The organism is Methylobacterium phyllosphaerae, assembly GCF_001936175.1.
Classification (GTDB): domain Bacteria; phylum Pseudomonadota; class Alphaproteobacteria; order Rhizobiales; family Beijerinckiaceae; genus Methylobacterium; species Methylobacterium fujisawaense.
Window position 1 is genome coordinate 522,146 of record NZ_CP015367.1, and the last position, 24,982, is coordinate 547,127.

Genomic DNA, 24,982 nt, shown 5'->3' on the forward strand with positions numbered 1-24,982 from the left:
GCCGGTCGCGGCCGGCGCTACGGAAGGCCTCAGAGGGCCTTCTCGAAGAAATGGTCCGGGTAGGGGTCGTCGTTGAACCGGTCGATCTCCACCCAGCCCGATCGCCGGTAGAGCGTCAGGGCCTCGGGGAGGGCACTGTTGGTGTCGAGCCGCAGCGTCCGGATCCCGAGGTCGCGAGCGGCCACCTCGGCCGCCTGCATCAGCCGCTTGGCAAGGCCCAGCCCGCGGGCCGCGGGATCGATCCAGAGCCGCTTGATCTCCGCGACCGCGCCGCCGCTCCCCTTGAGCCCGACGCATCCGACCGGCAGGCCGTCGCCGCTCGCGAGCAGGAACACGCCGCGTGGGCGCATCATGGCGGCAACCTCGGGATCGCACGACCGCGCGACGTCGAACCCGCCGGCGAATCGGCTGGCCAGCTCGGCGTAGTAGGCGTCGAGGCAGGCGCGGGACGCTGCGCCGGTCGGATCAGTCTCCGTGATGGCGATGGCGTCGTGGCCGAGAACCAGGGCGACCCGGTCCATGGCGTGCAGGAGCGCGTCCATCTGCGGCGCACGCTCCAGCAGGGCGACGGCGCGGGCATCCGACAGCGCCTCGTAGGCCGCGAACTCGCTCCGCCCGGCCTCGGTCAGCGACGCGATCCGGCGACGGGCATCCGCGGGATGCGGCGCCGTCGCGACCAGTCCTTCTTCCTCCAGGCCCCGCAGGAGACGGCTCATCAGGCCGGAATCGAGGCCGAGATAGGTGCGGATCGCGCCGACCTCCGTGCGCCCGGCCCCGATCGCGTTCAGGACGCGCGCGGCCCCCAGGGGACGGCCCCGGCCGAGGAACGAGGAATCGAGCGCCCCGACCTCGGCGGTGACGGCACGGGCGAACCGGCGGACACGGGCGATCTCGGCGGGCGTCATTTTATCTGACTAAAGTCAGATATCGGCGCTGGTCAAGTGAGGAAGTCGGAGAAGCCGCCGCGGATCGCGCCCGAGGCTTCGGCTGCCGCGCGGGAGGCGGGGGCGGTCAGCGCATCGCGCTCGTCGGCATAGCGGTAGCCCGGCGCCTCGCCCGGGAAGCCGCCGCCGGTGGCCGGATGGGTGTAGAGTTCGGTCAGGCCGTCGGGGAGCTGGGTCAGCAGCGCCGCGACGCGCACCGGTGTCATGGCGCCGGACCAGGCCAGGCCGAGGGTGCGGTCGGGGATCAGCAGCCCGGCCTGACGGGCGCGCACGGCGAGCAGCGCCGCCCAGGGGGCGATGTCGAGGGCGGCCCGCGGCCGCGCTCCGGGCTCGGCGCGGCGCAGGATCTCCCGCGGCTCCCGGGGCACCCGCAGGGCGCGCATGCCGAAGTCGCGGCCGATGCGCAGCACCGCGCCCGCGATCAGCGGATGGACGTGGAAATGCTTGTGGGCGTTGACATGGTCGAGCGGCAGGCCGGTCGCCCGGTAGGCCTCGAACTGGGCGCGGATCTCAGCCGCGAGCTGCCGCCGGGCGGCGGGCTTGCGGGCGAAGTCGAGGCCGAGGCGCCCCATGTCGGCGCGCATCAGACCGGCCGCGTCGGTCAGGTCGGGCAGGTCCGCGGGGGGGAGGGTGGGCCGCGCCTCGACGAGGACGAGGTGCAGCCCGACCCGCAGGGACGGCATCCGCCGGGCCCGCGCCACCGCGTCGGCGGCGGCCGGCGCCGAGACCATCAGGCTCGCCGCCGTGAGGATCCCGTCGCGATGGGCCTGCTCGACGGCCTCGTTGACCTCGGGGCTCAGCCCGAAATCGTCCGCGGTGACGACCAGACGCTTCACGCAAACCTCGTAACGGGTGTCGAGAGGGCGTGCCCTCTCGCGGGTCCAGGGCGGAGCCCTGGGTAGGGGGCGGGGCTCTGCCCCGCTCCCCGCCGGGGCCGAAGGCCCCGGACCCATGACTTACGCCGCCTTGGCGGTGCCCTGACGCTCCTTGAGGAAGCGGTAGAACTCGACGCCCTCGCGCAGGCGGCGCTTCATCATGTCGGGCGAGCGCACCATCTCGCTCACGATCGAGGCGATCTTCGGCGCCCGGAAGTAGAACTTCTTGTAGAACTCCTCGACCGAGGTGAAGATCTCGGTGTGCGAGAGGTGCGGGTAGTGCAGCGGCGCGACCTGCACGCCGTTCTCGTCGACGAGTTCGGCGTTCTCGATGTCGAGCCAGCCGTTCTCCACCGCCTGCTTGTACAGGAAGGTGCCTGGGTAGGGCGCGGCCAGGGAGACCTGGATCGTGTGCGGGTTGATCCGCTTGGCGAAGGCGATCGTCTCTTGGATCGTCTCCTTGGTCTCGCCCGGCAGGCCGAGGATGAAGGTGCCGTGGATGGCGATGCCCAGGTCGTGGCAATCCTTGGTGAACTTCTCGGCGACCTCGACCCGCATGCCCTTCTTGATGTTGTGCAGGATGGTCTGGTTGCCGGACTCGTAGCCGACCAGCAGCAGGCGCAGGCCGTTCTCCTTGAGCACCTTCAGGGTCTCGCGCGGCACGTTCGCCTTGGCGTTGCACGACCACGTGACGCCGAGCTTGCCGAGCTCGCGGGCGATCTCCTCGGCGCGCGGGAGGTTGTCGGTGAAGGTGTCGTCGTCGAAGAAGAACTCCTTGGTCTGCGGGAACTCCTTCAGGCAGTACTTGATCTCCTCGATCACGTGGGCGACCGAGCGGGTGCGGTAGGTGTGGCCGCCGACCGTCTGCGGCCAGAGGCAGAAGGTGCAGCGGCTCTTGCAGCCCCGGCCGGAGTAGAACGAGATGTAGGGGTGCTTCAGGTAGCCGATGAAGTACTTCTCCATCTCCAGGTCGCGCTTGTAGACGCTGGTGACGAAGGGCAGCTGGTCCATGTCGGTCATGATCTCGCGGTCCTCGTTATGGACCACGACACCGTTGGCGTCGCGATAGGACAGGCCCTTGATCTCCGACATCGGGACGCCCTCGGCGACTTCCTTGACGGTGAAGTCGAACTCGTTGCGGGCGCAGAAATCGACCACCGGGGCCTGGGCCATGGCGCCGGCGGCGTCGACCGCGACCTTGGCGCCGATCAGGCCGGCGATCAGCTTCGGGTTGGCGGCCTTCAGCGCCTCGATCGTCTTCACGTCGGACTTGAACGACGGCACCGAGGTGTGGAGCACGACGAGGTCGAAATCGTTGGCCTGGGCCACGATCTCGGGAAGCTTGATGTTGTGCGGCGGCGCGTCGATCAGCTTCGAATTCGGCACCAGGGCGGCCGGCTGGGCCAGCCAGGTCGGGTACCAGAACGACTTGATCTCGCGCTTGGCTTGATAGCGGGAGCCGGCACCGCCGTCGAAACCGTCGAAGGTGGGGGCCTGGAGGAAGAGCGTGCGCATGGGGTTCAAGGCCTCAGGGCAATGCCGGGGGGAGGGGGAAGGAAGCGAAAGCCGGGATCAGCGGGTGGGCGCGCCGGCATCGCGGCCGAGTTCGGCGTCCGGGATCAGGGTGCCATCCGCAACCACGTGATAATCGTGACCTTTCCATGTCACCGCCCCCGACACGAAGGCCCAGGAGAAGTTCAGGAAGGAGAGGATGTCGCGGATCGGCAACAGTCCGTAGGGGTGCGGAGCCAAGCCGAAGGCACGCTCCAGTTGCCGACAGAGCAGGACCCGACTCGCCAGCGCCGCAGCGGCGACCCAGAGCGCGCCGGTGCCGGCGCCGGGCAGGAGGGCGCCCAGCAAGGCGAGGGGGAAGGCGTGGGTGACGATCGAGCCGGCATAGCCGGCCGGATCGACGGTGCGGATGGTGCGGTTCCAGCGCAGCTCGTGCCGCCACAGGCCGGCGAGGTCGGTGTCGACGCTGGTATGGCCGATAGTGAAGCTGGGGATCGCCACACGGCCGCCGAGGCCGCGCAGGGCGGCGCCGATGGCGTAATCGTCCGCGAGATCGTTGCGGAAGGTGCGGAAGCCCCCCACCGCCTCGAGGCTCGCCCGGGTGAAGGCCACCGTGGAGCCGAAGCAGGGCTTCGCCAATCCGAGGCTCAGGCCCATCACCACGTTGGGCAGGAACTGCGTGTCGATCGCGAGCGTCGAGAGCTGGTCGTAGAGGCCGCGATAAGCGGGCACGCCGTGATACAGGCAGGTGACGCCGGTGACGCCGTCCTGCGACAGCTCCGCCACGAGGCGCTCCAGATAGTCGGGGCCGACCACCATGTCGCTGTCGGCCAACACCACCACGTCGTGGGCGATGGCCTCGGCCATGTTGATCAGGTTCGAGACCTTCCGGTTCGAGCCGTGCTGGCGACTGTCGATCACGAGGTCGATGCGGGCATCGGGATAGGCCTGCTGCAGCCGCTCCACCACGCCGATCGCCGGATCGGTGGTCCTCTGGACGCCGAACAGGATCTGGACCGGCCCGGCATAGTCCTGGCGCAGCACGGTCTCGAGATTCGCGTAGAGGTTCGGCTCGAGACCGCAGAGCGGCTTGAGGACGGTCACGGAAGGCCGGGCCGCGCCGCCGGCAAGCACCGGGGGGCGGCGCGCCGCGTAGCGGCCGGCGCAGACGGCGGCGGCCAAGCCGTAGACGCAGCCCGCCGCCGCCAGGATCAGGCAGAGCAGCGAAAGCCACGAGAGGCCGAGCAGCGCCAGCGAAGAGACATCCATCCGGTCGGATCCGTGCGGTCGTCCGGCCGCCTCAGGCGGCGAAGGCCGCGAACGGCCGGTTCAGGTCGGCACTGGCAGAGACGACGCTCACGGCGTCGGCTTCGCGGCGAGCATGCCGTCGGCCCGCGCCCGGAGGAACTTCACGACGCCGTCGGCCCCCCCGGATTTCAGCGGCGCCGACAGGGCGTTGCGCTGCGCGGCGATCTCGCTGACATCGCCGTTGAGCAGCACGTCCTGGATGCGGTTGTCGGCGTTGACCACGAAGTCCACGGCGGAATCGTCGCCATCCGCCGCGGTGACGCGGGTCGGCACCACGCGCTGGGCGCCGCGCTCCTCGATCTTCGGGGTCACCTCGAACTTGCCGCCGGCGGCGCGGGCCAGCCGGTTGGCGTAGGTGACGGTCAGGCTGCGCTTGAAGGCGTCGATCACCGCCGCCTGCTGCTCCGGGGTGAAGCTCGACCATTTCGAGCCCACGGCGATGCGGGTCATGGCGGGAAAATCGAACGCCTTCTCGATCGCCGGCCCGACGGCCTCGACCCGCGCCGGCAGGGGGCTCGGGCCATCCTTCAGCGCCGCCGCGAAGGCGGCGTAGAGGTCGCGCACGGTCTGAACGGCGGCCTCGTCGGCAGCCCAGGCGGGACCCGCGGCGAGCAGGGGCAGGGCCAAGGGAACGGTGATCGAGGGAACGGTGCTCAAGGGAGCGGCGACGAGGGCGGCCGCGAGCCGGCGGGTCAGGCGCACTTCTTCAACTCCTCGCCGTCACCGAGCCGCGATCCCATGCGCGGCGGGGCGTAGCTGTAGAACGGCCCCAGCGTCGCGGGCGGCGCGATCCTCTTGGCCTTGCGTCCGGCCTCCGGCACCGGCTCGCGCTCCTCCTCCTCGGGCGCCTCGGACCGGAGCTTGGACTCGATCCGGTGCCAGAGCAGGAGGCTCGGGAGCCCGACGCCGAGATCGGCGAAGCGCTTGACCAGGGAGAGGGCGAGCGCCGCCTCGGCCGGGATATCGAACAGGCCGCACAGGGCGATCAGGCCGCCCTCCTGCGCGCCGAGGGCACCGGGCACCGCGAAGGCCGCGCCGCGCACCGCCTGGGCGAGGCTCTCGATCATCAGCGCCTGCGCGAAATCGATGGGATAGCCCATGAAGCGCAGGCAGACGTAGACCTCCAGCGTTCCGATCACCCAGCCGGCGAGGTGCACCGCCAGAGCCAGCGCGAAACGCCCGTGGTTGCCGTAGAGCCGGCGCAGGCTGTCGTAGAGCTGGTCGATCGCGCCGAAGGCGCGCCATTCGCGCCCCGAGGCGAAGCGGCTGAGCAGCCCCTGGATCAGGCGGTGCCCGGCCCGCCGCTGGATCAGGTAGAAGGCGCCGAGGGCCGGGACCGCCAGGGCCAGGCCGCCCTCGACCGTGTGGGCGATCGGGCCGTCGCCGGAGATCAGGACCAGCAGGGCGAGGCCGACCACGGTGAACAGGAGCTGTGTCAGCGCCTGGGTCATCAGATCGACGAACATGCTGGCGCCCGCGAGCGCGCCGGGGACGTTGCGCTTCGACAGGAGGCGCGCGCCGACGAAGTCGCCGCCGACGGTGGCAACGGGCAGCAGCGTGTTGATGCCCTCACGGACGAAGCGGAGGGACACGCAGTCGGCGAGCTTGGCCGCGGCCCGCGGAAAGACCACGTACCAGCCGAGACCCGCCCAGGCGACGGCCACGATGCGGGCGAGCACCACCAGGGCGGCGCCCCAGCCGGCGCTCACGACGGCGGCCGACACATCCTCCAGTCCGGAGGACATGAACAGGCCGACGACCGTGCACAGACCGGCGATCGAGGCCAGGGTCGTGAGGCGCTTCATTGTCGTCTTTCAAGCTCGCAAAAGGCTTGATGCGGGAAATCGGTCACGGTCGCGGCAGAAATAGGTCCGTCGGCCCGGGAACGTTTCTGTCACGTTGCAGCACGGATTAGCGGTGTCTATCACCCGTTTGACACACCGGGTGCCAAAGCGGCGCGGGGCTTGAGCGCCTACGCAGAAGGCCGCGGCACGTCGCAGAAGGGGCACACGTCATGGAGCGCGAATCACCGATCACGGCCCTCGAGGCCGTGACCGACGAAACGCATGCCGGCGGCCTTACGGGCAGAATGGAACCGGGTGTCCCGGCCCCCCAGTCCCCGGTCATGGCCTGGAACGAGTGGGATCCGCTGGAGGAGGTGATCGTCGGCTCTCTCGACGGCGCCACGATCCCGACCCATCACCTCACGGTGATCTTCAACCTGCCGCGCGCCGCGCAGCCGTTCTACCGGCTGGCGAGCGGGTGGAAGTATCCGAAGTTCATGAAGAAGCTCGCCCAGGCCGAGCTCGACAACTTCATCACCATCCTGGCCGGCGAGGGCGTGAAGGTCCGCCGCCCGGACGCGGTGGACTTCTCCAAGAAGTTCAAGGCCCCGCGCTGGTCCTCCCGGGGCTTCTGCGTGGCCTGCCCGCGCGACCCGTATCTCGTCATCGGCGACGAGATCATCGAGAGCCCGATGTGCTGGCGCTCGCGCTACTTCGAGGGCGACGCCTACCGGTCGCTGTTCAAGGAATACTTCCGCGCCGGCGCCCGCTGGACCTCGGCCCCGCGGCCGCAGCTCACGGACGACCTCTACAACTACGATTACCGGGTGCCGAACCTGAAGGCCGGCGAGCCCATGCAGTTCACGGTGAACGAGTTCGAGCCGGTCTTCGACGCCGCCGACTTCGTGCGCTGCGGCCGCGACCTGTTCGTCACCCGCTCCAACGTGACGAACCTGATGGGCATCGAGTGGCTGCGCCGCCACCTCGGCCCGGGCTTCCGCATCCACGAGATCGAGAGCCGCTGCCCGCAGCCGATGCACATCGACTCGTCGTTCATGCCTCTGGCCCCCGGCAAGGTGCTGGTGAACCCAGACTACGTCGACGTCGAGAAGCTGCCGGCCGTGCTCAAGAAGTGGGACGTGCTGATCGCCCCGCGCCCCGACCCGGTCGAGGGCTTCATGAGCAAGATCTCGATGTGCTCGCCCTGGACCTCGATCAACGTCCTGGCGATCACCGAGAAGAAGATCGTCGTCGACCAGAGCCAGCCGACGCTGATCAAGGCTCTGAAGGATTGGGGCTTCGACCCGATCCCGGCGCCGTTCCTCAGCTACGGCCCGTTCGGCGGCTCGTTCCACTGCGCGACCCTCGACGTCCGCCGCCGCGGCGTGCTGAAGTCGTACTTCTAGGACCGGTCCGCGCCGACGACCGTCATCGCCGGTCGTCGGCGATCGCCGGAGATCCGAACCACGCCCCGCATCCTGAGGCGGCGGGCGATCAACGATCGCTCGGCAACCCAGGATGAGATCAAGGACGGGATGGGCCGGTCGAGCACGCCGTCAGATGCATCCGCGCCGGTACACGGACGACCGGACTTTCACGGCGCGGACATCCCCTTGATCAGCGCCGCGTTGAATCCCTCGGGGTCGGACATCTGCGGCGCGTGGCCCAGGGCCGGGAACTCCACGAGCCTGGCCCCCGGGATCGCCTGGGCGGCCGCCTTGCCGAGCTCCGGGTAGTTCCCGAGCCGGCCCCGCACCTCCGGCGGGGCGAGGTCCTTGCCGATCGCCGTGTTGTCCTTCTGGCCGATCATCAGCAGGGTCGGCACCGCGATCTGCGGGAACCGGTAGACCACCGGCTCGGTGACGATCATGTCGTAGAGGAGCGCCGAGTCCCAGGCGACCGCCTCCTTGCCGGGGCCGCCGTTGAGACCCGCCAGCATCGTCACCCAGGGCTCGTAGCGGGGCTCCCACTGGCCGGCGTAGTAGGTCGCCGTCTCGTAGGCCCGGATCGACTCCGCCGTCACCTTCAGTTCGCGCTCGTACCAGTGCTCCACCGAGGTCGGCGGCACGCCCTTGGCGGCCCAGTCCTCCAGGCCGATCGGGTTGACCAGCACGAGCTGCTCCACTGCCTTGGGGTAGAGCAGGGCGTAATGGGCGGCCAGCATGCCGCCCGTGGAATGGCCGACCAGGACCGGGCGCTCGATCCCGAGCTTGGCCAGGAGGGCGTGGGTGTTCTCGGCGAGCTGCCGGAAGGTGAACTGGTAGGCCGCCGGCTTGCTCGACTTGCAGAAGCCGATCTGGTCCGGCGCGATCACCCGGTACCCGGCGGCGCTGAGCGCGCGGATCTGGCTCTCCCAGGTGGCCGCGCAGAAGTTCTTGCCGTGCAGCAGCACGGCTGTCCGGCCGTTCGGCGTCGCCGGTCGGACGTCGAGATAGGCCATCTGCAGCGGCTGGCGCTGCGAGGTGAACAGGAACCGCTCCACCGGGAACGGGTAGGCGAAGCCCTCGAGCTCCGGCCCGTAGGTCGGCTGCGGTTGCGGCTCCGCGGAGACGCCGCCGGGCAGCGCCAGGGCCAGGAGGGCGGAGGCGAGGACGGTTCGAAGCATGGCCGCGACGGAGCCTGATCTGCGAGCGGCGTGCGGCGCCGCGCCGCCCGCTCAGATCGGACATCCGGGATGCCCTGTCCATGCGCAGTCGGCATTTGTCGCGCCGCGGCTACGCGGCTCGGGCAACCCGCGCTATCTGGTGCAACCCGATCTGTCCTGCCGCGGATTTCCCCATGCTGCGCCTCTCCGCTCTGACTGTCCTCGTCGGCGTGTTCAGTCTCGGATCCGCGCCAGCCCGCGCCGCGGACGCCTGCGACGCGCTCGCCGCGACGGTGATCCGCGCGACCGGAGCCTCCCTGGCCGGTCGGACGGGCCCCGTCGCGGTATTCCGGGCGCAGGATGCCGAGCGGATGAGCCTCGATTGCCGCGCCCCCGCCAGGCTCACCGTGGCGTCCCTCGATCGCGAGCCGCCCCCGGGCTACTTCATCCTGATCGGCCGCGCGGCGCGGGCGCTGGCCGGGGCTGACGCCGCCTCGGCCGAGGTTCTGGCGCTCAACCTCCACCAGGCCAGCCTTCTGGCGCAGGCCCCGCGCCGGGGCGGCATCGGCCCGATCCTGATGCTGTGCGAGACCGGGCCCCGGACCGATGGCCTGCGGGACGACCTCACCGTCTGCCGGATGGCCCACAGGCCCGGGCTTTCGCGGATCCGCCGCGCGGGCTAGACCGGCGCGCATGTCGCAGATCGAGACACCCGGCCCCGTCGTCCAAGTCGGCGGCGTCCGCTTCGCCAACCACCTGCCGCTGACGCTGATCGCCGGCCCATGCCAGCTCGAAGGGCGCCAGCACGCCCTGGAGATCGCCGCCGCCCTCAAGGAGATGGCCGCGGGCCTCGGCGTCGGTCTCGTGTTCAAGACCTCCTTCGACAAGGCCAACCGCACCTCCGGCAGCGCCGCCCGGGGCATCGGCCTCGACGGGGCGCTCCCGGTCTTCGCCGAGATCCGCGAAACCCTCGGGCTGCCGGTGCTGACCGACGTGCACGCCGCCGAGCAATGCGCCCCCGCCGCCGAGGCGGTGGACGTGCTCCAGATCCCCGCCTTCCTGTGCCGCCAGACCGATCTGCTGCTGGCCGCGGCCGCGACCGGCCGGGCGGTCAACATCAAGAAGGGTCAGTTCCTGGCGCCCTGGGACATGAAGCACGTCGCCGCCAAGGTGACGGAGGCCGGCAATCCCAACGTCATCGTCACCGAGCGCGGCGCCTCCTTCGGCTACAACACCCTGGTCTCGGACATGCGCAGCCTGCCGATCATGGCGCAGGTCACGCAGGGCGCGCCGGTGGTGTTCGACGCCACCCACTCGGTGCAGCAGCCCGGCGGCCAGGGGGCGAGTTCCGGCGGCCAGCGGGAATTCGTCGCCGTCCTCGCCCGCGCCGCCGTGGCGGTGGGCGTGGCGGGCGTGTTCATCGAGACGCATCCCGACCCGGACCGGGCCCCCTCGGACGGCCCCAACATGGTGGCGCTGAAGGACCTGCCGGCGCTGCTCGAGGAACTCCTCGCCTTCGACCGCCTCGCCAAGCGCCGGACCGCCTGAGCGGCTCAGGCGGCCTCCGGCTCCAGCACGTGGATCCGCAGGGGCTGGACGAGGCCGAACCGCCCGTCCGCCTCGCGCGCGGCCGCCTTGTGGAAAGCCTCCGCGATCACGGGGCGCCGGTCCCGGATGGTCGCGGCGCGGGCCGGGTCCACGGCGCTGACGCGGGCGAGGAAGGCGTCGAGGGAGTCAAAGTGCTCCCGCCGCTCGACGGTCACGTCGCGGTGGCACGCGTAGGCGCGGCGGGCCAGGGCGTCGGCGATGGCCGCCTGGGCCGCGGCCCGGACCGCCGTCTCGTCCTCGATCGGCCGCAGGGCGTCGAAGAAGCTGCCCTCCGCCAGGGGCTCCACCACGACGAGCCGGCCGCCCGGGACCAGCACGCGCGCCGCCTCGGCGAGGGCGGGCGCCGGGTCCGGCACGTGGTGCAGGGCGTTCAGCATCACGGCGCCGTCGAAGCCGGCATCGGGGAAGGGCAGGGCCTCGCCGGTCGCGGACTCGAAGTGCGCCTCCGGCACGGTCTCCCGCGCCCGGGCGAGCGCCGCCCCACCGGGGTCGATGCCGGTGACCGCCGCGCCGGCGTCAACCAGCCGGCGCGCGAGCGCCCCGGGCCCGCAGCCGATGTCGAGGATCCGCTTGCCGGGCAGGGGCGCGAAGCTGTCGCGGATCAGGGTCCAGGCATCCATCGTCGGTCCTCCGGACGGAGCCGTAGCACGACCGCCCCGGAGGAGGGCGGATTTCCGCCGCCGGGCCCGGCCGATCGCCAATGCGCCGCCCTCGAGCCCCGGCCGCCACCGTCGCCGGCCGCGGCCGCGCCAGGCTCTTCGCAAGAGTTCGGGCGTGCTCCACAGGCGAACGCTCAAGCTTGACCGCAATCACGGCGGCGCGAGCGCCGATGAACAACGGTTCAGGATCCCGACTCTGTGCGCATACGCACCAAAACTCCGGGCGAGATCTGGAACGGTATCGGGGCGACAACGTTATCGGGCATGTTCGATCGAGGATCGAGAAGGAACACTATGCGCAAGATCGGTATCATCGCCACCGCCGCCGCCATGGCCATTGGCAGCGTCGCCGCCACGACGGGCGCCGAGGCGCGTCCGTGGGGCTACCACGGCGGTTACGGCGGCTACGGCCACGGCTACTACCGCGGCCGCCGCGGCATCGGCACCGGTGCCGCCATCGGCCTCGGCATCGCCGGCCTCGCCGCCGGTGCGATCGCCGCCGGCGCGGCCCGCGACAGCTACTACGGCGGTGGCTACGGCTACGCCCCGTCCTACGGCTACGGCTACGCCCCGGTCTACGGCGGCTACGGCTACGCGGCTCCGGGCTACGGCTACTACGGCTACGGCTACTGAGATCTGAGATCCGGATGGATCGGGGGCGACCGGCGCGAGCCGGTCGCCCTTTTCGTTTGGCCGGTCAGCGTCCGCGGTAGGGCGGCACACCCGGATCCGGCAGCCACGCGTTCTTCGGCAGCTCGCCCGTCTGCCAGAACACGTCGATCGGGATGCCGCCGCGGGGATACCAGAAGCCGCCGATGCGCAGGTAGCGCGGCTCCAGGAGGTCGCGCAGCCGCTTGCCGATCGCCACGGTGCAATCCTCGTGGAACGCGCCGTGGTTGCGGAATGAGCCGAGGTAGAGCTTCAGCGACTTCGACTCCACGAGCCAGTCGCCGGGCACGTAGTCGATCACCAAGATCGCGAAATCCGGCTGCCCGGTGACCGGGCAGATCGAGGTGAATTCGGGCGCGGTGAACCGGGCGACGTAGTCGGTGTCCGCGTGCGGGTTCGGGACCCGGTCGAGTCGCGCCTCCTCGGGGGAGGTGGGGAAAGGCGTCGGCTGGCCGAGCTGGAGGTCGTTGGCGGAGGTCATGGCGGGCATATAAAGCCTGTCGGCGCCGCGCGCATCTGTCTGATCCGCGACGCTTTCCCGGGTGGACCGGGCTGTGCGCCGCCCGTCCCGACGCTTGCCGCCGGCCGCCGCTTGACGGATAAGCCGCCGCGATGCGCCGCACCCTCTGATTTGGGCGCGGCCACCGACCCGCGGCCCCCGCGAGAGGACGTTCCATGACCGCGATCACCAATATCAGCGCCCGCGAGATTCTCGACAGCCGCGGCAACCCCACGGTCGAAGTCGACGTCATCCTGGAGGACGGCTCCTTCGGCCGCGCCGCGGTGCCGTCGGGCGCCTCCACCGGCGCCCACGAGGCCGTGGAGCTGCGCGACGGCGACAAGAATCGGTTCCTCGGCAAGGGCGTCCTCAAGGCGGTCGAGGCGGCCCAGACCGAGATCCTCGACGCGATCGGCGGCATGGAGGCCGAGGATCAGGTCGCGGTCGACGAGGCGATGATCGAGCTCGACGGCACGCCCAACAAGGCGCGGCTCGGCGCCAACGCGATCCTGGGCGTCTCGCTGGCGGTGGCCAAGGCCGCGGCCGAGGCGTCCGGCCTGCCGCTCTACCGCTACGTCGGCGGCGTGCAGGGCCGGGTGCTGCCGGTGCCGATGATGAACATCATCAACGGCGGGGCGCATGCCGACAACCCGATCGACTTCCAGGAATTCATGATCATGCCGGTGGGCGCCGATTCGCTCGCCGAGGCCGTGCGCATGGGCTCCGAGGTGTTCCACACCCTCAAGGGCAAGCTGAAGAAGGCCGGCCACAACACCAATGTCGGCGACGAAGGCGGCTTCGCTCCGAACCTGCCGTCCGCCGAAGCCGCTCTCGACTTCGTGATGGAGGCGATCAGCGCCGCCGGCTTCAAGCCCGGCCAGGACATGGCCCTGGCGCTCGACTGCGCCGCCACCGAGTTCTTCAAGGACGGCGCCTACGCCTACGAGGGCGAGGGGAAGACCCGCACCATCGAGGCGCAGGTCGATTACCTCGCGCAGCTCGTCGCCACCTACCCGATCGTCTCCATCGAGGACGGCATGTCGGAGGACGACTGGGCCGGCTGGAAGCTCCTGACCGACAAGATCGGCGCGCAGTGCCAGCTCGTGGGCGACGACCTGTTCGTCACCAACGTCGAGCGCCTGTCCCGCGGCATCGCGGAGGACACGGCCAACTCGATCCTGATCAAGGTCAACCAGATCGGCTCGCTCACCGAGACCCTGGCGGCGGTCGATATGGCCCAGCGCGCCGGCTACACCGCGGTGATGTCGCACCGCTCCGGCGAGACCGAGGATTCGACCATCGCCGACCTCGCGGTCGCCACCAATTGCGGGCAGATCAAGACCGGCTCGCTCGCCCGCTCGGACAGACTGGCCAAGTACAACCAGCTGATCCGCATCGAGGAAGGCCTGGGCCCGCAGGCGCTCTATGCCGGCCCGGCGGCGCTCAAGCAGCTCGCCCGGCGCTGATCCGGCGGATCCTGCTGACCGGCCTGCTCGCCCTCGGAGCGGCCGGCCCGGCCTGTGCCGACCCGCTCTGCGACGGCGCACGTCCGACGCTCAGCGCGCAACTGCTGTTCGGCCTGTCGCGGCCGGATGGCGGCCTCATCCCGCAGCGGGCCTTCGACCGGTTCCTGGCCGAGCGGATCACCCCCCGCTTCCCGGACGGGCTGACGGTGTTCTCCGGCCGGGGCCAGTGGCGCGGGCCGGACGGACGGCGCGTGCATGAGGCTGCCCGCATCGTCCTCATCGTCACCGCGGCGACGCCCGAGGCGGTCGCGGCCCTGCGCAGCATCAAGGAAGAGTACCGGGAGCACTTCGCCCAGGGCGCCGTCGGGCTGGTGCTGCAGCGGAGCTGTGCGCTGTTCTGAGGGCGGCGGCAGGACGGGGGGAGGCCGGTCTTCCGGGCCCCGCAGCCTGCGCCGCCTCAGGCCGACGCGGCATCGGACGGCTCCGCCGGCACGGTCCAGACCCGCATCGGCCGCGACAGGCCCCGCAACTCGATCGTCCCGACAGGCTCCAGCCGCCGGGCGCACCGCTCGGCGAAGGAATCCGAGACCAGGAGCGCATGGCCGAGGGCCGCGCACTGGCTCTCGATCCGGCTGGCCTCGTTGACCGCCCGCCCGATGATCGTGAAGTCGAGGCGCCGCTCGGTCCCGACATTGCCGTAGATGACCGTCCCGAAATGCACGACGCACTCGGCCGGCAGCTCCGGCAGACCCGCGGCGCGACGGCGGTCGTTGAGCGCCGCGTTGGCGGCGAGCCCCTCGGTCGCGGCATCCAGGGCGCCGCCGCAGACCGGGCAGGGGAGGGTGTCGGCGTCCGGCACCGGGAAGATGGCCAGGAACCCGTCACCCAGGAATTTCAGGATCTCGCCGCCGTGCCGCGCCACCGGGTCGCCCAGCGCGTCGAAATGCTCGTTGAGCCACGTGACCATGTCGGCCGGATCGACCCGGTCGGCCAGCGCCGTGAAGCCGCGCAGGTCCGTCAGCAGGATGGCGGCCGGAATGGCCCGCCCCTCGCCGCGCCGGATCTGGCCGTCGAGCACCCGCTCGGCGGTGGAACGGCCGAGATAGGTCGCCGACACCTCCCGGAACGTGTGGGCCAAGCTCATCTTGGCGATCGCCAGCGTCAGGAACGGCAGGACGTCGGCGATGGCCGACAGGTGCGCCGCGGTGAAGCCGCCGGCGCCGCGGGTGCAGAACGAGACCGCGATGCCGCGCAGCGCGGTGCCGGGCGCAAACTCGACGATGTGCAGCACGTAATCGACGCCGCCCTGTGCCCCGAGGGCCTTCAGGACCGGAAAGTCCGTTTCCAGCTCGGGCGCGTCGAGGCGCCAGCGGCCGAAGCTCTCGCCCTTCTCCACCAGCGCGTAGACGGGGCTCAGGAGCCAGTCGCTCTCCTCGTCGGCACCGTGGGCGTTGGCCACGAAGGACAGCCCCTCGCCCGCGTGCCAGTTCAGGCTGACGCCGCGCAGGGTCGGGTCGAGGGCCGGGGCCATGACGCTGACCCGCCAGACGGGGATGCCCGCACCGACCAGCGCCTCGCAGAAACCGGAGAGCAGGCTGTCGTGGTCGTCGGTCGCCGTTGCGTGCGCGGCGACCCAGCGTCCCAGATGCGTCAGGTCCATCCCTCAGCCTCGCCCCTGTCCGTGCCGATCGCGCCCCGACCCTGTCGCGGCACGATCGCAAAGAACCATTAACCTTTCCGCGCGAGGGTCGCGCCATGGTCGTGCGCCGCCGAGTCAGAATGGTTGTGTTGCCGCTGGGTCTCTGGACCCTGTCGGCGCTCGTGGTCGGCTATTTCGTATGGCAGGCCGAGAGCGGCAACCGCGGACTCGAAGCCAAGAAGGCGCTGAAAATCCGCGCCTACGGCCTCAATCAGGAACTCGCCGCCGTGCGGGCCGAGCGCGCCACCTGGGAGCACCGGGTCGCGCTGCTGAAGAGCGACCAGATCGACCGCGACCTCCTGGAGGAACGGGCGCGGATCGTGCTCGGCCGGGTCCACGCCAACGACGTGGTTATCATCACGCCCTGATCGCCGCCGGGCCCCGTGAGTCCGCCCCGAAAGTCCTCTGACAAGAGCGGCTTCCTGTCAGAGCGGCAGCCCTCGCTTTCCAATCCTCGCTGTCCTACACCCCCACCACGTCGCGTGGAATCACGGGGAGAGCGCCGATGGACGCCGCCAAGGAGCCTGCCAAGGACGCTTCGTCCTCCCAATCGCAGGCCGCGAGCCCTCAGGCGGCCGAGGCGCACAAGCCGGCGCCCAACATGCCGCAATTCACCCGGGACGAGGATCTCCACGCCTACCACGAGATGCTGCTGATCCGGCGCTTCGAGGAGAAGGCCGGCCAGCTCTACGGCATGGGCCTGATCGGCGGCTTCTGCCACCTCTATATCGGCCAGGAGGCCGTGGTGATCGGCATGCAGATGGCCTCGGTCGAGGGCGACCAGGTCATCACCGGCTACCGCGACCACGGCCACATGCTGGCCTGCGGCATGGACCCGAAGGGCGTCATGGCCGAGCTGACAGGCCGCCGCGGCGGCTACAGCCGCGGCAAGGGCGGCTCGATGCACATGTTCAGCCGCGAGAAGCAGTTCTTCGGCGGTCACGGGATCGTCGGCGCACAGGTCTCGCTGGGCACGGGCCTCGCCTTCGCCGACCATTACCGGGAGAACGGCAAGGTCAGCCTGACCTATATGGGCGACGGCGCGGCCAACCAGGGCCAGGTCTACGAGAGCTTCAACATGGCGGCGCTCTGGAAGCTGCCGGTCGTCTACGTCATCGAGAACAACCGCTACGCCATGGGCACCTCGGTGGCCCGGGCCTCGGCGCAGACGGACTTCTCGAAGCGCGGCCTCTCCTTCGGCATCCCGGGCGAACAGGTCGACGGCATGGACGTGCGCACCGTCCGCGAGGCCGCCACCCGGGCGATCGAGCACGCCCGCAGCGGCCAGGGGCCCTACATCCTGGAGATGCAGACCTACCGCTATCGCGGCCACTCCATGTCCGATCCGGCCAAGTACCGGACCAAGGACGAGGTCTCGAAGATGCGCGACGAGCACGACCCGATCGAGATGGTGCGCAAGCGCCTGCTCGAGCTGCACGGCGTGCCCGAAGCCGAGCTGAAGGCCACCGACGCCAAGGTCCGCGAGACGGTGAACGCCTCGGCCGAGTTCGCCACCAACGATCCCGAGCCGGATCCGTCCGAGCTGTGGACCGACATCCTGCTGGACGCGCACGCCTGAGCGCGTCGCCGACGACGCTGGCCGCCCCCCAAACGAGACGACGACCGCAGAGCTGAGCATGGCGACCGACATCCTGATGCCCGCCCTCTCGCCCACCATGGAGGAGGGCAAGCTCGCCAAGTGGCTGAAGAAGGAGGGCGACCCGATCAAGTCCGGCGACGTGCTGGCCGAGATCGAGACCGACAAGGCCACCATGGAGGTGGAGGCGATCGACGAGGGCGTGCTCGCCAAGATCCTGATCGCGGAGGGCACCGAGGGCGTCGCGGTCAACACGCCGATCGCCGTCATCGCCGGCGAGGGCGAGGATCCGGCGAGCGTCCAGTCCGGCGGCGGGGCGAAGCCCAACGGCGCCGGCGGCCATCCGGCGCCGACGCCCGACATGCAGGCCGAGGGCATGGCCGACAAGCCCGCGCCCGCCGCCAAGACCGGCGACGACGCCCCGAAGGCGCCGGCGGCACCCGCCGTCATCACCAACAAGGCCCGAGAGCCGGTGATGGAGGAGTTCCCGGCCGACACGCCGATGGTCACCCAGACGGTCCGCGAGGCCCTGCGCGACGCCATGGCCGAGGAGATGCGCCGCGACGGCGACGTCTTCGTCATGGGCGAGGAGGTCGCCGAGTATCAGGGCGCCTACAAGGTCACCCAGAACCTGCTGCAGGAATTCGGACCGAAGCGCGTGGTCGACACCCCGATCACCGAGCACGGCTTCGCCGGCATCGGCGTCGGCGCGGCGCTCGCCGGGCTGAAGCCGATCGTGGAGTTCATGACCTTTAACTTCGCCATGCAGGCGATCGACCAGATCATCAACTCGGCGGCCAAGACCCTGTACATGTCCGGCGGCCAGCTCGGCTGCCCGATCGTGTTCCGCGGCCCGAACGGCGCGGCCGCCCGCGTCGCCGCCCAGCACAGCCACGACTACGCCGCGTGGTACTCCAACGTGCCGGGCCTCAAGGTGATCGCGCCCTACACGGCCTCCGACGCCAAGGGCCTGCTCAAGGCCGCGATCCGCGACCCGAACCCGGTGATCTTCCTCGAGAACGAGATCCTGTACGGGCAGTCCTTCCCGGTGCCGCAGCTCGACGACTTCGTGCTGCCGATCGGCAAGGCGCGGATCCACCGCACCGGCAGCGACGTGACCATCGTGTCCTTCGCGATCGGCATGACCTACGCCCTCAAGGCCGCGCAGGCCCTGGCCGAGCAGGGCATCGAGGCGGAGGTGATCGACCTGCGCACGATCCGCCCGATGGACACCGAGACGGTGGTGGAATCGGTGAAGAAGACCGGCCGCTGCATCACCGTCGAGGAGGGCTTCCCGCAATCCGGCGTCGGCGCCGAGATCGTGGCGCGCCTGATGGTCGACGCCTTCGATTTCCTGGACGCGCCGGTCCTGCGCATCACCGGCAAGGACGTGCCGATGCCCTACGCGGCCAATCTGGAGAAGCTGGCGCTGCCGAATGTGGCGGAGGTGGTCGAGGCCGCCAAGAGCGTCTGCTACAAGTGACGGGCGCGCGGGCGGGGCGCATGTCCCCGCCTCCGTCCCGGCAGGGGGCCCAAGGAACAGCCGGCGCGCCATGAGCCAAGATTCGAGCAGCGACTTCGCCGAACTCGCCATCCCGCCCGACGCCCTCGAACAGGGCGGCATCGAGGTGCTGCGCGCCGCCGTGGTCGACGGCGCGGTGAGCGTGGCCCTCCGCCGCTCCTTCGACGACCCGGCCACCTGGGGCCGGCTCCTAGCCGATCTCGCCCGGCAGGCAGCCCGCGCCTACGCGCTGGAGACCGACATGTCGGAGGAGGAGGCGGTCGAGCGCATCCGCGCGGGCTGGGAGGCCGAGGGGCTCGACCCCGGCGGCCTCAACTAGCGATGGCTGCCGACCATGGCTGAGGCGGCTGTCCGGCAGGCGACCTACGCGGATCTGGAGGCTGTCCCCGCGCATCTCGTCGCCGAGATCATCGACGGTGTGCTGGAGACGCATCCGCGGCCGCGGCCCCGGCACGCGATGGCCGCGTCCGATTTGTCCACCTTGCTGGGCACCCCGTTCCGTTATGGACGCGGCGGACCCGGCGGCTGGATTTTCATGATTGAACCGGAACTCCACCTGGGTGCCCATGTCGTGGTGCCGGATCTGGCGGCTTGGCGCCGGGAGCGGGTGCCGACCGACTTGGAAGCGGCCCACATCGAGATCGCGCCGGACTCGGTCTGCGAGATCCTCTCGCCCTCCACGGTCCGCCTCGATCGCGGGCGCAAGCGCCGCATCTATGCGGAGGCCAAGATCGGTCACCTCTGGCTGCTCGATCCAGCCGCGGGCGTGCTCGAAGGCTTCGCCCTCGCGGACGGGCGCTGGGTGCTCCTCGCCACGGTCCAGCGCGGCGAGAGCGTGGCCCTTCCACCCTTCGACGCCGTCCCGTTCCCCCTCGACGACCTCTTTCCCTTCGACGATCCGGCCGCCCCGGCCTTGCCCGAGACCTGATGCCATGCCGATCAACGTGCTGATGCCCGCGCTCTCCCCGACCATGGAGAAGGGCAACCTCGCCAAGTGGCTCAAGAAGGAGGGCGACGCGGTCAAGTCCGGCGACGTGCTGGCCGAGATCGAGACCGACAAGGCCACCATGGAGGTGGAGGCCATCGACGAGGGCGTGCTCGCCAAGATCCTCGTGCCCGAGGGCACCGCGGACGTTCCGGTCAACGACCTGATCGCCATCATCGCCGCCGAGGGCGAGGACGTGTCGGCGGCCGCCGCCGGCGGTGCGCCGAAGGCGGCCTCCAACGGAGCGGCCAAGCCTGACGCCAAGCCTGAGCCGAAGGCCGACGCCTCGGCGGCCAACCAGAACACCACGCCCGGCGGCGGCCACATGGGGTACGAGCGGGTGAACGCGGCGCCGGAAGGCGCGCAGCCCGGCGGGGCGCCGCAGGCCAGCACGGGCGGACGGGTCTTCGCTTCGCCGCTCGCCCGGCGGATCGCCAAGCAGGAGGGTGTCGATCTCGGCGCCGTCCAGGGCAGCGGCCCGCACGGCCGCATCATCGCCCGGGACGTCCAGGCCGCGAAGGCCTCCGGGGCCACCCAGGCGCCCGCCGCCCCCCAGGCCGCCGAGGCGCCGAAGGCGGCCACCCCCGCCCCGAAGGCCGCCGCCGCGGGCGGCGCGCCGGCCGGCCTCACGACCGATCAGGTCAAGGGCTTCTACGCCAAGGATGCCTACGAGGAGGTGCCCCTCGACGGCATGCGCAAGACCATCGCCAAGCGCCTCACCGAGGCGATGCAGGTCGCCCCGCACTTCTACCTGACGGTGGATTGCGAGCTCGACGCGCTGATGAAGCTGCGCGAGACGCTGAACGGCTCCGCGGCCAAGGACAAGGACGGCAAGCCCGCCTTCAAGCTCTCGGTGAACGACTTCGTCATCAAGGCGATGGGCCTCGCGTTGACCCGGGTGCCGGCCGCCAACGCGGTCTGGGCCGAGGACCGGATCCTGCGCTTCAAGCACGCCGAGGTCGGCGTCGCGGTCGCCATCGACGGCGGGCTGTTCACCCCGGTGATCCGCCGGGCGGACGAGAAGACGCTCTCGACCATCTCCAACGAGATGAAGGACTTCGCCGCCCGCGCCCGCGCCAAGAAGCTGAAGCCCGAGGAGTACCAGGGCGGCGTCACCTCGGTGTCGAACCTCGGCATGTTCGGCATCAAGCACTTCACCGCGGTGATCAACCCGCCGCAATCGAGCATCCTGGCGGTGGGCGCCGGCGAGAAGCGCGTCGTCGTGAAGGACGGGGCGCCGGCCGTGGTCCAGGTCATGACCTGCACCCTGTCCTGCGACCACCGCGTCCTCGACGGCGCGCTCGGCGCGGAGCTGGTCTCGGCCTTCAAGGGGCTGATCGAGAACCCGATGGGCATGCTGGTCTGAGCCGGAGCACACGATGTCCGACACCTACGACGTCCTCATCATCGGCGCCGGGCCCGGCGGCTACGTCACGGCGATCCGCGCGGCGCAGCTCGGGTTCAAGACCGCCGTGGTCGACCGCGAGCATCTCGGCGGCATCTGCCTGAACTGGGGCTGCATCCCCACCAAGGCGCTGCTGCGCTCGGCCGAGATCTACCACTACTTCCAGCACGCCGGTGATTACGGGCTGACGGCGGAAAAGGTCGGGTTCGACACCGCGGCCATCGTGAAGCGCTCCCGCGGCGTCTCGGGCCGGCTCAACGGCGGCGTCGGCATGCTGCTCAAGAAGAACAAGGTCGACGTGATCTGGGGCGAGGCCGCGGTCGACAGCGCCGCACAGGGCAACCAGCCCGGCCAGGTCACCGTGACGGAAACCAAGCGCGCCGAGGCGCCGAAGGGCGCCAAGGGGGCCGGCACCTACAAAGCCAAGCACATCATCGTGGCGACCGGCGCGCGTCCGCGCGCGATACCCGGCATCGAGCCCGACAAGAAGCTGATCTGGACCTATTACGAGGCCATGGTCCCCGAGACGATGCCCAAGAGCCTGCTGGTGATGGGCTCGGGCGCCATCGGCATCGAGTTCGCCTCGTTCTACCGGACCATGGGCGCCGAGGTGACCGTGGTGGAGCTGCTGCCGCAGATCCTCCCCGTGGAGGATGCCGAGATCGCAGGCCTCGCCCGCAAGCGCTTCGAGAAGCAGGGGATCAAGATCCTCACCGGCGCCAAGGTCACGAAGGTCGAGAAGGGCGCCGATTCCATCACGGCGACCATCGAGGGCGGCGACGGGAAGTCACAAACGATCACGGCCGAAAAACTGATCTCGGCGGTGGGCGTCGTCGGCAACATCGAGAAGATCGGCCTCGAGAAGCTCGGGGTGAAGATCGACCGTGGGATCGTGGTGACGGACGGGCTCGGTCGCACCAACGTGCCCGGCCTCTACGCGATCGGCGACGTCGCCGGCCCGCCGATGCTCGCCCACAAGGCGGAGCACGAGGGCGTCATCTGCATCGAGACGATCAAGGGCCTGCACACCCACCCGATGGACAAGGCCAAGATCCCGGGCTGCACCTATTGCCAGCCGCAGATCGCCAGCGTCGGCCTGACCGAGGCCAAGGCCAAGGAGCAGGGTTTTGCGGTGAAGGTCGGCCGCTTCCCCTTCGCGGGCAACGGCAAGGCGATCGCGCTGGGCGAGCCGGACGGGCTGATCAAGACCGTGTTCGATGCCAAGACCGGCCAGCTGCTCGGCGCCCACATGGTCGGCGCCGAGGTGACCGAGCTGATCCAGGGCTACGTGGTGGCGATGAACCTGGAGAGCACCGAGGAGGAGCTGATGCACACGGTGTTCCCGCACCCGACGCTCAGCGAGATGATGCACGAGAGCGTGCTCGACGCCTACGGCAAGGTGATTCACACCTGATCCGGCAGTGGGAAGCCGGGCTCGGGTCGGGCTCCGGTCCGGCCCAGGCCGGGCCGGCACGGGCCCGTCAGTCCGAACCGGGCGCCGCCGCGCGCGTCAGGCTCACCAGCTGAAACAGGAGGATCACCGCGACCGTCGCCGTACTGCCGCCGACGGGGATCAGGAGCAGCGCCGCGATGGGATCGAGCCCCCGGACGAGCAGCAGCGTGATGCAGCTGCCGAGCACGGACGCGAGGGTCATCCGGAAGATGCAGCATTCGGAAGGTTGCATGGTCCCTCCAGTCGAGCGTCCACGGGAATGTGGTAGCGCGCGGCGGTTCGGCAACCATAAATAGATAAAACTCAAAAACAAATGCTGAGGTTGCGCAAGGCGATCGCGATCCGCGCCGACACCGGAACGCCCGTCAGCGGCGCAGCCGATCCACCGGCTCGGCCTGATCCGGCGAGGGGACGTAAGCGCACCACTCGCAGATGCCGCGCTCGGCGCCGCGCTGTGCGTTGCGCTGCGAACAGAGCGGGCAGACGAGCAGGATCAGCCGCCGACCGGATTGCAGGGCCAGCCCCCGGCCCCGGAATGTGACCTCGGTCGCCGCATCGCCGGAGGCCTGATCCCGGGCGCTCATGACGCCACCCCGCCGACCGCCGGCCGGATCGCAGGTCTGCACATGGTCTCGATCCGCATGGCGATGCCGCCCCCCAGCGTTCCTGCCAAGACGTCGCTGCGGGGATAAGCGGCGAAAGGCCGAATGGCTCCGCTTCCGCATGTGGACCGGGCCGGATGCGCACGGACCGAAACGGCCCTATGACGTCCGGCACGACCGGCGCAGGAGCGATGCGAAACGCGATGCAGGACACGATGCAGGGCGACCCCATCGACGCGGCCGGCGGCCTTCCCACCTTCGCCGACGTGGCCCGCGCCGCGGAGCGGATCGCCGGGGCCGCCCATCGCACGCCGGTCCTGACCTCGCGCACCGCGGACGCGATGACCGGCGGCCGGCTGTTCTTCAAGGCGGAGAACCTGCAACGGGCCGGCGCCTTCAAGTTCCGCGGGGCCTACAACGCGATCAGCGCCCTTCCAGAGGCGGCCCGCGCCCGCGGGGTGATCACGTATTCCTCCGGCAACCACGCCCAGGCGATCGCGCTGGCGAGCCGGTTGCTCGGCGCCCCCGCCACCATCATCATGCCGGGCGACGCCCCCGCCGCGAAGATCGCCGCCACGCGCGGCTACGGCGCCGAGGTGGTCCTGTACGACCGCTACAGCCAGGATCGCGAGGCGCTCGGCCGGGAGATCGCGCAGGCCCGCGGCCTGACGCTGATCCCTCCCTTCAATCATCCCGACGTCATCGCCGGGCAGGGGACCCTGGCTCAGGAGCTGATCGAGACGGTCGGCCCCCTCGACATGCTGGTGGCCTGCCTGGGCGGCGGCGGCCAGCTCGCGGGCTGCGCGCTGGCCGCGGCGGAGCTGTCGCCGGGCTGCCGGGTGATCGGCGTCGAGCCGGAGGCGGGCAATGACGGGCAGCGCTCGTTCCGCGAGGGCCGGATCGTCACGATTCCCGTGCCCCGCACCATCGCCGACGGGGCGCAGTCGACGGCGCTGGGCGACCTCACTTTCGCGATCATCCGCGCGGGGGTGTCCGACATCCTCACCGTCACCGACGCGCAGCTCGTCGAGACCATGCGGTTCTTCGCCAGCCGGATGAAGCTCGTGGTCGAGCCGACCGGCTGCCTCGCGGCGGCGGCGGTGCTCCACGGGCTCGTGGACGTGACGGACAAGCGCGTCGGCGTGGTGATCAGCGGCGGCAACGTCGATCTGGCGGCCTTCGCGCGGCTCACCGGCGAGTCGGCCTGAGGCGTCGATTGCCGGGCCGGTGTGCTCCCGCCGCGGTGGACCGGCCCCGACCCAATGCTTATCTTGTGGCTGCCAGAATGCGCGTCCCCGGGCCTTGAACCCGGATGGGCGGGAGGATGACAATGTCCACGAGCTTCAAGGTTCTGTCGCTGACCGATCGGGCTGCCGATCGGATCAAGGCGATCATGGCGGAGGCCGACCGGCCGATCGCCGGTCTGCGCGTCGGTGTCCGGAACGGCGGCTGCGCCGGGATGTCGTACACGATGGAATATGCCGAGGCGGTCAAGCCCGGCGAGGACGTGGTCGAGGATCGCGGCGTGCGCGTCTTCGTCGATCCGAAGGCGGTGCTGTTCCTGCTCGGCACGGAGATGGACTTCACCACCACCAAGCTGGCGTCGCAGTTCGTGTTCAACAACCCGAACCAGACCTCGGCCTGCGGTTGCGGAGAATCCGTGGCGATCACGCCGGTCTCGGCGGACCGCCTGTCCGCGCCGGCCTGAGGCTCCCGCTCACCGTCGGCGCGGGGAGCGCGGCGGCCCGGCCGCGCCCCCGGCGCGGAGGGTCTCCCGCTCCCGAAGCGCTCCGCCGCGGGCGGGCGCCGTC

General features: G+C 70.5%; 27 protein-coding genes. 15 read left to right on the top strand and 12 right to left on the bottom strand.

The genetic code is table 11. From position 1 onward, the window contains the following. Window positions 1–29 precede the first annotated feature (29 nt). From MCBMB27_RS02470 to MCBMB27_RS02495, 6 genes are all read right to left on the bottom strand, one after another. Window positions 30–905: a bifunctional helix-turn-helix transcriptional regulator/GNAT family N-acetyltransferase gene (locus MCBMB27_RS02470; protein WP_075379783.1), complete on the bottom strand. Its 876-nt coding sequence runs from the start codon at window positions 903–905 to the stop codon at window positions 30–32. A gap of 32 nt (window positions 906–937) precedes the next feature. Beyond that, entirely contained in the window at window positions 938–1,780 is an 843-nt protein-coding gene (hpnK, locus tag MCBMB27_RS02475) for a hopanoid biosynthesis-associated protein HpnK (RefSeq protein WP_075379784.1), read from the bottom strand. A 120-nt stretch (window positions 1,781–1,900) separates the two neighbouring features. Continuing rightward, window positions 1,901–3,334, bottom strand: coding sequence for a hopanoid biosynthesis associated radical SAM protein HpnJ (hpnJ, locus tag MCBMB27_RS02480; RefSeq protein WP_043386333.1), 1,434 nt, complete (start codon window positions 3,332–3,334; stop codon window positions 1,901–1,903). Window positions 3,335–3,391: 57 nt separating this feature from the next. Then, entirely contained in the window at window positions 3,392–4,600 is a 1,209-nt protein-coding gene (hpnI, locus tag MCBMB27_RS02485; protein ID WP_043350573.1) for a bacteriohopanetetrol glucosamine biosynthesis glycosyltransferase HpnI, read from the bottom strand. Between the two features lie 87 nt (window positions 4,601–4,687). Then, the gene (locus MCBMB27_RS02490) at window positions 4,688–5,341 is read right to left on the bottom strand and encodes an MlaC/ttg2D family ABC transporter substrate-binding protein (RefSeq protein WP_043350575.1); all 654 of its coding nucleotides are present in this window, start codon (window positions 5,339–5,341) and stop codon (window positions 4,688–4,690) included. After that, window positions 5,332–6,444: a flippase-like domain-containing protein gene (locus tag MCBMB27_RS02495; RefSeq protein WP_043350577.1), complete on the bottom strand. Its 1,113-nt coding sequence runs from the start codon at window positions 6,442–6,444 to the stop codon at window positions 5,332–5,334. Before MCBMB27_RS02495 ends, MCBMB27_RS02490 begins: the two co-directional genes overlap by 10 nt. 209 nt (window positions 6,445–6,653) lie before the next feature. On the opposite strand from MCBMB27_RS02495, the gene MCBMB27_RS02500 reads away from it, so the two are divergent. Beyond that, a complete protein-coding gene (locus tag MCBMB27_RS02500; RefSeq protein ID WP_043350578.1) occupies window positions 6,654–7,829 on the top strand; it encodes an amidinotransferase in 1,176 nt (391 codons plus the stop codon). A gap of 188 nt (window positions 7,830–8,017) precedes the next feature. Here the strand turns inward: MCBMB27_RS02500 and MCBMB27_RS02505 are convergent, their stop codons facing one another. Continuing rightward, entirely contained in the window at window positions 8,018–9,028 is a 1,011-nt protein-coding gene (locus MCBMB27_RS02505; protein WP_075379785.1) for an alpha/beta fold hydrolase, read from the bottom strand. Between the two features lie 173 nt (window positions 9,029–9,201). Between MCBMB27_RS02505 and MCBMB27_RS02510 the strand changes: the two genes are divergently transcribed. Further along, complete coding sequence (locus tag MCBMB27_RS02510; protein ID WP_075379786.1) at window positions 9,202–9,690, top strand: hypothetical protein; 489 nt, start codon at window positions 9,202–9,204, stop codon at window positions 9,688–9,690. A gap of 10 nt (window positions 9,691–9,700) precedes the next feature. Beyond that, window positions 9,701–10,555 carry a 3-deoxy-8-phosphooctulonate synthase gene (gene kdsA / locus MCBMB27_RS02515; protein ID WP_043756093.1) on the top strand — a complete coding sequence of 285 codons (855 nt, stop codon included), beginning with the start codon at window positions 9,701–9,703 and terminating at the stop codon, window positions 10,553–10,555. A 5-nt stretch (window positions 10,556–10,560) separates the two neighbouring features. Here the strand turns inward: kdsA and MCBMB27_RS02520 are convergent, their stop codons facing one another. After that, complete coding sequence (locus MCBMB27_RS02520) at window positions 10,561–11,235, bottom strand: class I SAM-dependent methyltransferase (RefSeq protein ID WP_075379787.1); 675 nt, start codon at window positions 11,233–11,235, stop codon at window positions 10,561–10,563. Between the two features lie 333 nt (window positions 11,236–11,568). On the opposite strand from MCBMB27_RS02520, the gene MCBMB27_RS02525 reads away from it, so the two are divergent. After that, window positions 11,569–11,907, top strand: coding sequence for a hypothetical protein (locus MCBMB27_RS02525; RefSeq protein WP_043756095.1), 339 nt, complete (start codon window positions 11,569–11,571; stop codon window positions 11,905–11,907). 64 nt (window positions 11,908–11,971) lie between these two features. Here the strand turns inward: MCBMB27_RS02525 and queF are convergent, their stop codons facing one another. Continuing rightward, a complete protein-coding gene (gene queF, locus MCBMB27_RS02530) occupies window positions 11,972–12,424 on the bottom strand; it encodes a preQ(1) synthase (protein WP_043386379.1) in 453 nt (150 codons plus the stop codon). A gap of 194 nt (window positions 12,425–12,618) precedes the next feature. On the opposite strand from queF, the gene eno reads away from it, so the two are divergent. Together eno and MCBMB27_RS30445 are read left to right on the top strand one after the other, a co-directional pair. Beyond that, window positions 12,619–13,908 carry a phosphopyruvate hydratase gene (eno, locus tag MCBMB27_RS02535; RefSeq protein WP_075379788.1) on the top strand — a complete coding sequence of 430 codons (1,290 nt, stop codon included), beginning with the start codon at window positions 12,619–12,621 and terminating at the stop codon, window positions 13,906–13,908. 104 nt (window positions 13,909–14,012) lie between these two features. Then, window positions 14,013–14,309, top strand: coding sequence for a DUF3574 domain-containing protein (locus tag MCBMB27_RS30445; protein WP_257787424.1), 297 nt, complete (start codon window positions 14,013–14,015; stop codon window positions 14,307–14,309). A gap of 56 nt (window positions 14,310–14,365) precedes the next feature. Here MCBMB27_RS30445 and MCBMB27_RS02545 read toward each other — a convergent pair whose 3' ends face one another. Continuing rightward, window positions 14,366–15,568, bottom strand: coding sequence for an adenylate/guanylate cyclase domain-containing protein (locus tag MCBMB27_RS02545; protein WP_075379789.1), 1,203 nt, complete (start codon window positions 15,566–15,568; stop codon window positions 14,366–14,368). A 95-nt stretch (window positions 15,569–15,663) separates the two neighbouring features. On the opposite strand from MCBMB27_RS02545, the gene MCBMB27_RS02550 reads away from it, so the two are divergent. The 7 genes from MCBMB27_RS02550 (at window position 15,664) to lpdA (ending at window position 22,530) form a co-directional block, all read left to right on the top strand. Beyond that, window positions 15,664–15,975 carry an FtsB family cell division protein gene (locus MCBMB27_RS02550; RefSeq protein ID WP_043356265.1) on the top strand — a complete coding sequence of 104 codons (312 nt, stop codon included), beginning with the start codon at window positions 15,664–15,666 and terminating at the stop codon, window positions 15,973–15,975. 137 nt (window positions 15,976–16,112) lie between these two features. After that, window positions 16,113–17,186 carry a pyruvate dehydrogenase (acetyl-transferring) E1 component subunit alpha gene (pdhA, locus tag MCBMB27_RS02555; protein WP_043356263.1) on the top strand — a complete coding sequence of 358 codons (1,074 nt, stop codon included), beginning with the start codon at window positions 16,113–16,115 and terminating at the stop codon, window positions 17,184–17,186. A 58-nt stretch (window positions 17,187–17,244) separates the two neighbouring features. Next, window positions 17,245–18,687, top strand: a complete 1,443-nt coding sequence (locus MCBMB27_RS02560; protein ID WP_043356260.1) for a pyruvate dehydrogenase complex E1 component subunit beta — start codon at window positions 17,245–17,247, stop codon at window positions 18,685–18,687. A gap of 70 nt (window positions 18,688–18,757) precedes the next feature. Further along, the gene (locus tag MCBMB27_RS02565; RefSeq protein ID WP_043356258.1) at window positions 18,758–19,045 is read left to right on the top strand and encodes a DUF5076 domain-containing protein; all 288 of its coding nucleotides are present in this window, start codon (window positions 18,758–18,760) and stop codon (window positions 19,043–19,045) included. 15 nt (window positions 19,046–19,060) lie between these two features. After that, complete coding sequence (locus MCBMB27_RS02570; protein WP_075379790.1) at window positions 19,061–19,654, top strand: Uma2 family endonuclease; 594 nt, start codon at window positions 19,061–19,063, stop codon at window positions 19,652–19,654. Between the two features lie 4 nt (window positions 19,655–19,658). Beyond that, window positions 19,659–21,077: a pyruvate dehydrogenase complex dihydrolipoamide acetyltransferase gene (locus tag MCBMB27_RS02575; RefSeq protein ID WP_053610583.1), complete on the top strand. Its 1,419-nt coding sequence runs from the start codon at window positions 19,659–19,661 to the stop codon at window positions 21,075–21,077. A 13-nt stretch (window positions 21,078–21,090) separates the two neighbouring features. Next, window positions 21,091–22,530 carry a dihydrolipoyl dehydrogenase gene (gene lpdA / locus MCBMB27_RS02580; RefSeq protein WP_043756104.1) on the top strand — a complete coding sequence of 480 codons (1,440 nt, stop codon included), beginning with the start codon at window positions 21,091–21,093 and terminating at the stop codon, window positions 22,528–22,530. A gap of 67 nt (window positions 22,531–22,597) precedes the next feature. Here lpdA and MCBMB27_RS02585 read toward each other — a convergent pair whose 3' ends face one another. Beyond that, complete coding sequence (locus MCBMB27_RS02585) at window positions 22,598–22,801, bottom strand: hypothetical protein (protein ID WP_043356243.1); 204 nt, start codon at window positions 22,799–22,801, stop codon at window positions 22,598–22,600. 133 nt (window positions 22,802–22,934) lie between these two features. After that, window positions 22,935–23,153, bottom strand: coding sequence for a hypothetical protein (locus tag MCBMB27_RS02590; RefSeq protein WP_051045078.1), 219 nt, complete (start codon window positions 23,151–23,153; stop codon window positions 22,935–22,937). A 209-nt stretch (window positions 23,154–23,362) separates the two neighbouring features. Between MCBMB27_RS02590 and MCBMB27_RS02595 the strand changes: the two genes are divergently transcribed. Continuing rightward, window positions 23,363–24,379 carry a threo-3-hydroxy-L-aspartate ammonia-lyase gene (locus MCBMB27_RS02595; protein WP_043386375.1) on the top strand — a complete coding sequence of 339 codons (1,017 nt, stop codon included), beginning with the start codon at window positions 23,363–23,365 and terminating at the stop codon, window positions 24,377–24,379. A 122-nt stretch (window positions 24,380–24,501) separates the two neighbouring features. Next, a complete protein-coding gene (locus tag MCBMB27_RS02600) occupies window positions 24,502–24,879 on the top strand; it encodes a HesB/IscA family protein (protein WP_043356239.1) in 378 nt (125 codons plus the stop codon). Window positions 24,880–24,982 lie beyond the last annotated feature (103 nt).